Origin of the sequence: Kitasatospora sp. NPDC088548 (assembly GCF_044753005.1) — a bacterium.
In the GTDB taxonomy this organism is placed as follows: domain Bacteria; phylum Actinomycetota; class Actinomycetes; order Streptomycetales; family Streptomycetaceae; genus Kitasatospora.
Map to the genome: position 1 here is coordinate 129,593 of NZ_JBIVMI010000026.1, position 9,824 is coordinate 139,416.

Annotated in this window: 4 protein-coding genes and 1 rRNA gene; 2 read left to right on the top strand and 3 right to left on the bottom strand. The window is 71.2% G+C overall.

The window, feature by feature from the left end:
• Window positions 1-136: 136 nt before the first annotated feature.
• A complete protein-coding gene (locus tag ACIP82_RS28665) occupies window positions 137-4,642 on the bottom strand; it encodes a HAMP domain-containing protein (RefSeq protein WP_400657450.1) in 4,506 nt (1,501 codons plus the stop codon).
• A 573-nt stretch (window positions 4,643-5,215) separates the two neighbouring features.
• Here ACIP82_RS28665 and ACIP82_RS28670 point away from each other — a divergent pair.
• Together ACIP82_RS28670 and ACIP82_RS28675 are read left to right on the top strand one after the other, a co-directional pair.
• Window positions 5,216-7,777, top strand: a complete 2,562-nt coding sequence (locus ACIP82_RS28670) for a SpoIIE family protein phosphatase (RefSeq protein WP_400657434.1) — start codon at window positions 5,216-5,218, stop codon at window positions 7,775-7,777.
• A gap of 321 nt (window positions 7,778-8,098) precedes the next feature.
• The gene (locus tag ACIP82_RS28675; protein ID WP_363609624.1) at window positions 8,099-8,662 is read left to right on the top strand and encodes an acetate uptake transporter; all 564 of its coding nucleotides are present in this window, start codon (window positions 8,099-8,101) and stop codon (window positions 8,660-8,662) included.
• Between the two features lie 96 nt (window positions 8,663-8,758).
• Here the strand turns inward: ACIP82_RS28675 and ACIP82_RS28680 are convergent, their stop codons facing one another.
• Both ACIP82_RS28680 and rrf read right to left on the bottom strand, forming a co-directional pair.
• Complete coding sequence (locus ACIP82_RS28680; protein WP_363609626.1) at window positions 8,759-9,664, bottom strand: phosphatase PAP2 family protein; 906 nt, start codon at window positions 9,662-9,664, stop codon at window positions 8,759-8,761.
• A gap of 75 nt (window positions 9,665-9,739) precedes the next feature.
• Window positions 9,740-9,824, bottom strand: a 5S ribosomal RNA gene (rrf, locus tag ACIP82_RS28685); the annotation flags it as partial.

Here is a 9,824-nt window from a genome sequence, read left to right on the forward strand (position 1 = left end):
GTCGCCATGTGGTCACTGTTCGCAACGATCGGTGACCCTACCGGGTTCCCGCCCCTCCCCGCCAGCAACCCGGCCCCCGGGCTGGCGCGAAGACCGGAGCCCGCTCCGGGGTTCACGCCCCCGGGTGGGACCGCGGTCAGTCGCGGTGCAGGCGCTGGTGCATCACCGCGAGCAGGTGGTCGGTCTCGACCGGCTTGGTGATGTGGTCGGTGGCGCCGGCCTCCAACGACTTCTCGCGGTCGCCCTTCATCGCCTTGGCGGTCAGCGCGATGATCGGCAGACCGGCGAACTGGGGCATCCGGCGGATCGCCTCGGTGGTCGCGTAGCCGTCCATCTCCGGCATCATGATGTCCATCAGGACCAGCGCCACGTTCTCGTGCTGCTCCAGCATCTCGATGCCCTCACGGCCGTTCTCGGCGTAGAGCACGGTCAGGCCGTGCTGCTCCAGCACGCTGGTGAGGGCGAAGACGTTGCGGACGTCGTCGTCCACGATCAGCACCTGCTCGCCGTCGAAACGGGTGTCCGACCGGCCGCCGTGGCGGGGCGCCGGGCCGGGCTCCGGCAGGCGGCCGTCGGCGGGCGGCTCCAGGGCCGCGGCCCGGCGGCGTTCGACGGCGCCGCGGCGGCGTTCCTCCGCGAGTTCGCGGACCTCCTGGGCCCAGTGGTCGGCCGGGTTCTCGCCGACCGGCACGGGCATGCCGGCCGGCGTCACGGCGACCGAGGCGCGGACCGCCGGGGCGTTCGGCACCGCCTGCTGCGGGGCGGCGGTGCCCGGGGCCTCGGTGCGCAGGGGCAGGTACAGCGTGAAGGTGGACCCCTTGCCGAGCTCGCTCTCGGCGTGGATCTCGCCGCCGAGCAGCCGGGCGATCTCCCGGCTGATGGAGAGCCCGAGGCCGGTGCCGCCGTACTTGCGACTGGTGGTGCCGTCGGCCTGCTTGAACGCCTCGAAGATCTCCCGCAGCTTGTTGTCGGGGATGCCGATGCCGGTGTCGGAGACCGAGAAGGCGATCAGCTCGTCGTCCGGGCCGGCGATCGCGCCGGCCTCCAGCAGTCGCTCGCGGACGTGCTGCGGGACGTCGGGGCCGGCCGGGCTGATCGAGAAGTCGACAGCGCCGCTGTCGGTGAACTTGACCGCGTTGGAGATCAGGTTGCGCAGCACCTGCTGGAGCCGCTGCTCGTCGGTGTGCAGGGTGACCGGCAGGGCGGGCGAGACCCGGACCGCGAAGTCGAGGTTCTTGTCCAGCGCGACCGGCTGGAAGGTGGCCTCCACGTAGTCGACCAGCTGGACCAGGGCGATCCTGGCCGGGCGGACGTCCATCTTGCCCGCCTCGACCTTGGAGAGGTCCAGGATGTCGTTGATCAGTTGGAGCAGGTCGGATCCGGCGCCGTGGATGGTGTCGGCGAACTCGACCTGCTTGGGCGAGAGGTTGCCCTCGTTGTTGTCGGAGAGCAGCTTGGCGAGGATCAGCAGCGAGTTGAGCGGGGTGCGCAGCTCGTGCGACATGTTGGCGAGGAACTCGCTCTTGTAACGGGAGGCCAGGGCGAGCTGCTCGGCGCGCTCCTCCAGGACCTGCCGGGCTTCCTCGATCTCGCTGTTCTTGATCTCGATGTCACGGTTCTGCTGGGCGAGTTGCTCGGCCTTCTCCTGCAACTCCTCGTTGGTGCGCTCCAGCTCCTCCTGACGCGCCTCCAACTCGGCGGACCTCATCGAGAGTTCGGCGGTCAGCCGCTGGGACTCCAGCAGCAGGCCCTCGGTCTTGGTGTTGACGCTGATGGTGTTGACGGTGACGCCGATCAGGTCGGCGATCTGGTTGAGGAAGTCCAGCGCGACGGTGGTGAAGGAGCTGAAGGTGGCCAGCTCGATCACGCCCAGCAGCCGGCCCTCGAACAGCACCGGCAGCACCACGATGTGGGCCGGTGAGGCCTCGCCGAGGCCCGAGGCGATCTTGAGATACCCGGGAGGCGCCTCCTTGAGGATGATCGGCCGCTTCTCCACCGCCGCCTGGCCGATCAGCGACTCACCGGGCCGGAACGTCGTGGGCATCGCCCGCCGCTGGTAGCCGTAGCTGCCGATCAGACGCATCACGGTGTCGTTCTCGTCGTCGTCCTCGGTGATCAGTTCGGCGGTCCGGCCGGCCGGCTGGGCGAGGAAGAACGCGCCGTGCTGGGCGGAGACCACCGGGGTCAGCTCGGTCATGATCAGCGAGGCGACCGCCTCCAGGTCCCGGCGGCCCTGCAGCAGGCCGGAGATCCGGGCCAGGTTGGTCTTCAGCCAGTCCTGCTCCTGGTTGGTGCGGGTGGTCTCGCGCAGGTTGGCGATCATCTGGTTGATGTTGTCCTTGAGCTCGTCGAGCTCTCCGGCGGCGTCCACGTCGATCCGCAGGCTGAGGTCGCCCCTGGTCACGGCCGTGGCGACCTGCGCGATCGCGCGTACCTGCCGGGTCAGGTTGTTGGCCAGCTCGTTCACCGACTCGGTGAGGTCCTGCCAGGTGCCGTCCACCCCGGGCACCCTGGCCTGGCCGCCGAGCCGCCCGTCGGTGCCCACCTCGCGGGCCACCCGGGTGACCTCGTCGGCGAACGAGCCGAGCTGGTCGACCATGGTGTTGATGCTGGTCTTCAGCTCCAGGATCTCGCCCCGCGCGTCGACGTCGATCTTCTGCGAGAGATCGCCCCGGGCGACCGCCGTGATCACCAGCGCGATGTTGCGGACCTGACCGGTCAGGTTGTTGGCCATCAGGTTGACGTTGTCGGTCAGGTCCTTCCAGATACCGGCCACGCCCGGCACCCCCGCCTGACCGCCCAGGGTGCCGTCGGTCCCCACCTCGCGGGCGACCCGGGTCACCTCCACCGCGAACGCGGAGAGCTGGTCGACCATGGTGTTCAGGGTGCCGGCGAGCGCCGCGACCTCGCCCTGCGCGTCGATGGTGATCTTCTTGGAGAGGTCACCGCGGGCCACCGCGGTGGCGACCTCGGCGATGTTCCGCACCTGGCTGGTCAGATTGGACGCCATGAAGTTGACGTTGTCGGTCAGGTCCTTCCAGATGCCCGACACCCCGCGCACCCTGGCCTGACCGCCCAGGATCCCCTCGGTGCCCACCTCGCGGGCCACCCGGGTGACCTCGTCGGCGAACGCCGAGAGCTGGTCGACCATCGTGTTCACGGTGGTGACCAGCTCCAGGATCTCGCCGCGGGCATCGACGGTGATCTTCTTCGACACGTCCCCGCGGGCCACCGCGGTGGTCACCTCGGCGATGTTGCGGACCTGGCTGGTCAGGTTGTTGGCCATCAGGTTGACGCTGTTCGTCAGGTCCTTCCAGGTGCCGGACACCCCCGGCACATTCGCCTGGCCGCCGAGGATGCCCTCGGTACCGACGTCCCGGGCGACCCTGGTCACCTCGTCCGCGAAGGCCCCCAGCTGGTCCACCATCGTGTTGATGGTGTTCTTCAGCTCCAGGATCTCGCCCCTGGCGTCCACCTGGATCTTCTGCGACAGATCGCCCTTGGCGACCGCGGTCGTCACCTGCGCGATGTTCCGCACCTGATCGGTGAGGTTGTTCGCCATGAAGTTGACGTTGTCGGTCAGGTCCCGCCAGACCCCGGCCGCGCCGGGCACCTGTGCCTGGCCGCCCAGCCGCCCCTCGGTACCCACCTGGCGGGCCACCCTGGTCACCTGTTCGGCGAACCCGGAGAGCTGGTCCACCATGGTGTTGATGGTGTTCTTGAGCTCCAGGATCTCGCCCCTGGCGTCCACCTGGATCTTCTGCGACAGATCGCCGCGCGCCACCGCCGTGGTCACCTGGGCGATATTGCGCACCTGACCGGTCAGGTTGTCGGCCATGAAGTTCACCGAGTCGGTCAGGTCCCGCCAGACCCCGGCGACGCCCGGCACCCGCGCCTGGCCACCCAGCCGGCCCTCGGTCCCCACGTCCCGGGCCACCGTGGTCACCTGCGCGGCAAAGGAGTTGAGCTGGTCGACCATCGTGTTGACGGTGTTCTTCAGCTCCAGCATCTCGCCGGCCACCTCGACCGTGACCTTGCGCGACAGATCGCCCTTGGCCACCGCGGTCGTCACCTGGGCGATGTTGCGCACCTGCGCGGTCAGCCGACCGGCCATGGTGTTGACCGAATCGGCGAGGTCCTTCCAACTGCCCGAGACGCTGCGCACCTTGGCCTGGCCGCCCAGCTTGCCCTCGGTGCCGACCTCGATCGCCACCCGGGTCACCTCGTCGGTGAACTCCGACAGCTGGTCCACCAGCCCGTTGACGGTCCGGCCGATCTTCAGGTACTCGCCGCGCAGCGGGTGGCTCACCCCGTTGCTGTGCAGCGAGCGCAGCTCCATCTTCTGGTCCAGGTCGCCCTCGGCGATCGAGGCCAGCACCCGGCCCACCTCGGCCATCGGCCGGGCCAGATCGTCGATCAGCGCGTTGCAGTTGTCGACCGCCGCCATCCAGGCACCCTCGCCCGCACCGGTCTCCAGCCGCTCGTTCAGCCGGCCCTCCCGGCCCACCGCACGCCGGACCCGGGCCAGCTCACCGGTCAGGTGCTGGTTGCGCTCGGCGACCTCGTTGAACACCGCGGCGATCTCCGCCAGCGGCCCGTCCCCCGGCACCATCAGCCGGCGCCTGAAGTTGCCGTCCCGCATCGCGGTGAGCGCGGCCAGCAGCTTGCGCAACTCGGCCGGCTCGGCTCCCCGGTTGTGGCTCGCTCGCCGGCCGACCGCGCTCCGCGGCGCGGTCCCGGACCGCCCGCCGCGCGGGGCGGGCGGCGTCGTACCGGTTGCGTCCTTGGTGGCCGAACTCAACGGGCCCCTCCCACATCGTGAACTGTCCGGTGACCGTCCGCGCCCGCTCCAGGGCCCGGCTCCGGGCACCGGCCCGGCGCAACAGCGTCCCGGCGACCGCTCACGGCCCACCGGCATCCACACCGACCGTACTGCTCCGACCGGCCGTCGCGGACCCCCCAGTCTGGCAGCACTGGCGGCGGGTATACGGCTGGTTGCGCTCTGTTGGTACCGCACCGGCCGAAACAGGTGGTCAGAATCACCCTCAGGTGCCTGTTTCGACGCCCCGCCCCCACGGGGAACCAACCGGAAAGTAGGGTGGGGCGCTGCACCGGACCACGACCCGACCCAGCGCCGCCGCTCACCCGCCGGCGCGCACGGGGAGTCGGCGCCGCACCCGGACAGCCCAGGCCAGAGCAGAGGAGAAGTGGCAACGTGGTCACCGCGCGCGCAGCCGCCACCTTCGAACCCGTCGGCCGCTCGGCCGGCGCCGCCCGCGGCTTCGTGCGGGACGCGCTACTGGGCTGGGGACTGCCCGAAGTCGTGGACGACGCGGTGGTGCTGGTCAGCGAACTCGTCACCAACGCCGTCGTGCACGCCGGCACCGCCGCCGAGGTCTGCTGTCTCAGGGAGGACGCGAGCGTCCGGATCGAGGTCACCGACCACCACCCCGAACGCGGCCTGCCGTCCTTCGCCGACGTCCCCGTCACCGCCTCCGACCGCTACGCCGACCCCGACGGCGAGGGCGGCCGCGGCCTGCTGATGTGCTCCGCCCTCGCCGAGCGCTGGGGCGTCGAGTACGCGGCCGGCTGCAAGACCGTCTGGTTCCGCCTCGCCCTGCCCGACCAGGTGGCCGGCACCCGCTACGCGGTACCCGCGACCCCCGGCAGCGAGCTGCCCAGCAGCCCGGGCCCGGTGCACGTCGCCGTCGTGCAGCTCGACGACGACGGCTGCGTCCTGGCCTGGAACCCGGACGCCGAGGCCCTCTTCGAGCACCCCGCCGACACCGTGCTCGGCCGTCCCTGGGCCGATCTCGCCGCCTGGCCGCAGTCCCCCGGCATCGGGCTGGGCCTCGCCGAGACGCTCCGCCTGGCCCGCTGGGAGGGCAGCTTCGGCCTGCGCTGCCCGGACGACCGGATCGTCGACGTCTACGGCCTCCAGGTCCGCGTCCGCGACACCGAGGGCGTCCCCTCCACCCTCTGTCTGCTCGTCCTCGAACCCGACCGCGCGGTACTCCGCTCCCCCGCCCGCGCACTGCCCGGCGACAAGAACGACCCCACCGGCGGCCGGCTCGACCTGCTCGCCGGTCCCGTCGTCGCCGACGACCTCGACACCCTGCTCCAGCGCACCGTCGAACGCGCCCGGGACCTGCTCGACGCCGATGCCGCCTACCTGCTGCTCACCAGCGACGACGAGACCGAGTTCGAGGTCCGCGCCGCCGCCGGCCTCACCATCGGCCACCGCCGCCCCATCCGCTTCCCGGTCGAGAGCGGCACCCGTTACGACTCCGCCCGCCTGCCCTCCGTCCACGAGGACCTCAGCACCCGGCCCACCGCGCTGCCGGTCCTCGCCGGCAGCGGCATGCGCTCACTGCTCACCGTCCCGCTCAAGGTCGAGGGCCGGCTGATCGGCTCCCTCGGCATCGCGACCACCGCGCCCGGCCGGTACGACAACGAGGACGCGCTGCGTCTGCAGTTCGCCGCCGACCGGGTCGCCCTCGCCGTCGAGAGCACCCGGCTGACCGAGCTCGAACGGCTGCGCCGCGGCTCGCTCTCCTTCCTCGTCGAGGCCTCCGACCTGCTGGCCGGCACCCTGGAGCACGAGCAGACCCTCGCGCTGATGGCCCAGATGGCCGTCCCCACCCTCGCCGCCTGGTGCGCCGTCTACACCAACGGCGACCACGGCGCACCGGCCTCGCTCGCCTTCGTGCTGCACGAGGACGAGGACCGCATCGACCCGCTGCGCGCTCTCCTCGACAAGACCCCCGCCCCGGACTCCGGCCCCACCCACGGCGTCCGCTTCTGGCCCGCCCCGGTCGAGACCGCGCGCGCCAGCGGGCTCACCGACCACCCCGAACTCTCCGGCCTGCTCGGCGAAACGGTGGTCCTGCCGCTCACCGCCCGCAACCGGGTCATCGGGCTGCTCGCCCTCGGCACCCCGGCCGGAGTCCGGTTCCGCCAGGAGATCCTCGAACTCGCCGAGGACCTCTCCCGCCGGGCCGCCCTCGCGCTCGACAACTCCCGGCTGTACTCCGAGCGGACCGCCACCAGCCAGGCCCTGCAGCGCAGCCTGCTGCCACCGGAGCTCCCCGAGATCCCCGGCGTCGAGGTCGACGTCTACTACCAGGCCGCCGGCGAGGGCAACGAGGTCGGCGGCGACTTCTACGACCTCTTCACCATCCGCGAGGGCACCTACGGTTTCGCCATCGGCGATGTCTGCGGCACCGGCCCCGAGGCGGCCTCCGTCACCGGCCTCGCCCGGCACTCGCTGCGGCTGCTCGCCCGCGAGGGCCTGGATGCCCCGCAGGTCCTCAGCCGCCTCAACGCGGCCATCCTGGACGAGGGTTCGCGCAGCCGCTTCCTCACCCTGCTGTACGGGGAACTGACGCCCCGACCGGACGGCAGCACCGAGCTCTCACTGGTCTGCGCCGGCCACCCGCTGCCGCTGCGTCTGCGTACCGACGGCCGGGTCGACCGGGCCGCCACCCCGCAGCCGTTGCTCGGCGTCATGGACGAACTCGAGCTCACCGCCGAACACTTGGTGCTCGCCCCCGGCGAGGTCCTGCTCTGCGTCACCGACGGGGTCACCGAACGGCGCGAGGGGCGGCGGATGCTGGGCGACGACGGCCTGGCCGAGGTGCTCACCGGCTGCACCGGGCTGACCGCCGGAGCGGTGGCCCTCCGGGTGCAGCGGGCCGTCGAGCGCTTCGCTCCGGAGCCGCCGTCCGACGACATGGCGATCCTCACCCTGCGGGTGCCGAACCAGCGGGTGGGCTGAGCAAGCCGGTCCGACCGACGGCCGATCGTGAGCGTTCCACAGCTGACAGCGCCACAAATTGTGCGATTCACAAGGGTACAAGCGAGCGGGGCCGGGTACACCGATCTCACCGGGGAACTTCCCGGAGGGGACCTCCGCCGACAGCCCTTCTGCCGGCCCATCACCTGACCGCCGCCGCCCGCACGCTCCCGTCGTGCGCCTTCGGCACGGCGTTCCGCGCGAATCGTCACGCGTCCTGGCACGCGTCCCGTCACGACACGCCTCATCGCACCTCATCGCACTGACTGCGCATGCGCGCGCCCAGAGTGAAAGGAGCCTCCGGTGAGCAATGAAGCTACCGGGGCACAGAACGCCCGTTCCACCGGAGCCGACGCGGGTAACCTCGGCTACCTCGCGCTCGGCCTGACACTGCTCGCCTACGGCCTGCTGTCCACCGGCATCTTCAGTGGCACCGGAGTCAAGGACGCAGCCTCTCTCGCCCACCTCGTCGGCGGTCTCACCCTGTTCATCGCCGGTATCTGGCAGCTCCGGGCCGGTGAGGGCTTCACCGGGACGGCCTTCACCAGCCTCGGCGCCTTCTGGGCCACCTGGTCCGCGGCCGGTGGTGCCGGAAAGAACGCGGCGGGCCTGTTCCTGCTGCTGTGGGCCCTGCTGGCCCTCACCCTGACCGCCGCCTCCTGGCAGTCCGGCCTGTTCAGCCGGCTCGTCTACGGTCTGCTGACGGTCTCGCTGGTGCTCTCCGCGATCGCCACCTTCAGCACCTCCGGTGGTCTCGCCAAGTTCGCCGGCTGGGTCGCCGCGGCCTCCGGGCTCGCCGCCTGGTACTGGGCCACCGCCTCGCTGACCAACAGCGGATGGGGCCGGGCCGCGCTCCCGGTCAAGTAACGGCCTGAACGCCGGTGGGGCCGGACCTCCCTTGTCAGGAGGTCCGGCCCCACCGGCCCGCGCGCGCCCGCTGGGCGCCGTCGTTGGACGCGGGGCCTAGCTTCCGGCCGAGGCCCGCTCGTCTGCCTGCTCGTCTGCCCGCTCGCCCGCCCGGGTGCCCGCCACCACGTCTGCGGCGCCCTCCGCCGTCCTGACCGCCGCACGCCGGGTCCACCAGCGCGCCACGCCGGCCTGGGCCGCGTACGCGAACAGCAGGATCGCGACGGCGACCAGGCCGTCCGCCCAGAAGTGATTGGCCGTGACCACCACGACCGCGACGGTCAGCACCGGGTGCAGCACCATCAGCCAGCGAAGCGGACTCCTTGACACCTTGATCACCGCCACCGCTGCCAGCACGCACCACGCCACGTGCACCGAGGGCATCGCCGAAAGCTGGGCGGCCACCACGACCCCGCCCACCGCGCCCCCGTACACCGACTGTCCGTACTCCGCGGCCACGTCGACGAACCCGTTCTGCGGGAGCATCCGGGGCGGCGCCACCGGGATGAACTGAACGGCGAGGCAGATCGCCGTCGTGATCACCACGGTGTTGCGGACCCACGTATAGCGCGCGCGATGCCGGACGAAGACCCAGAGCAGCACCCCGAGCATCACCGCGAAGTGCATGGCGGCGTAGTAGTAGTTGGCCGTCTTCACCAGCACCGGGTACGGCGTGACGGCAGCCTGCCAGGAGGCCTCGTCCGGCAGGCCGACCGCCAACTCCGTCCGGTGGATCCAGCTCGCCCGGTCCAGCGCGTGGTCGGCGCTCATCACGGAGAGATGCCCGACCAACTGCCAGAGAGCGAACAGCGCCAGCAACGTGCCGGCTTCCCGCAGCAGCGCCGAAAGCGGGGCCCGCCGAACCCGGGAAGCCGCGTACGCCCCCCCGTAGAGAGCGACCGCGGCGCCCCCGGCGGACTGCCAGGTAAGGGTCAGGTTCTGCAACGGATCGCGCCTCTCCACCGAGCTGGTTTGCTGGGGAGACGTTAACGCAAAAAGACCCCCTCCCAAATGGGAGGGGGTCTTTTTGGAATGATTGTTCGGCGGCGTCCTACTCTCCCACAGGGTCCCCCCTGCAGTACCATCGGCGCTGTGAGGCTTAGCTTCCGGGTTCGGAATGTAA

Coding starts and splice junctions, on each gene's coding strand:
- ACIP82_RS28665 (WP_400657450.1), bottom strand. CDS start 4,642: ATGCGGGACGGCAACTTCAGGCGCCGGCTGATGGTGCCGGGGGACGGG.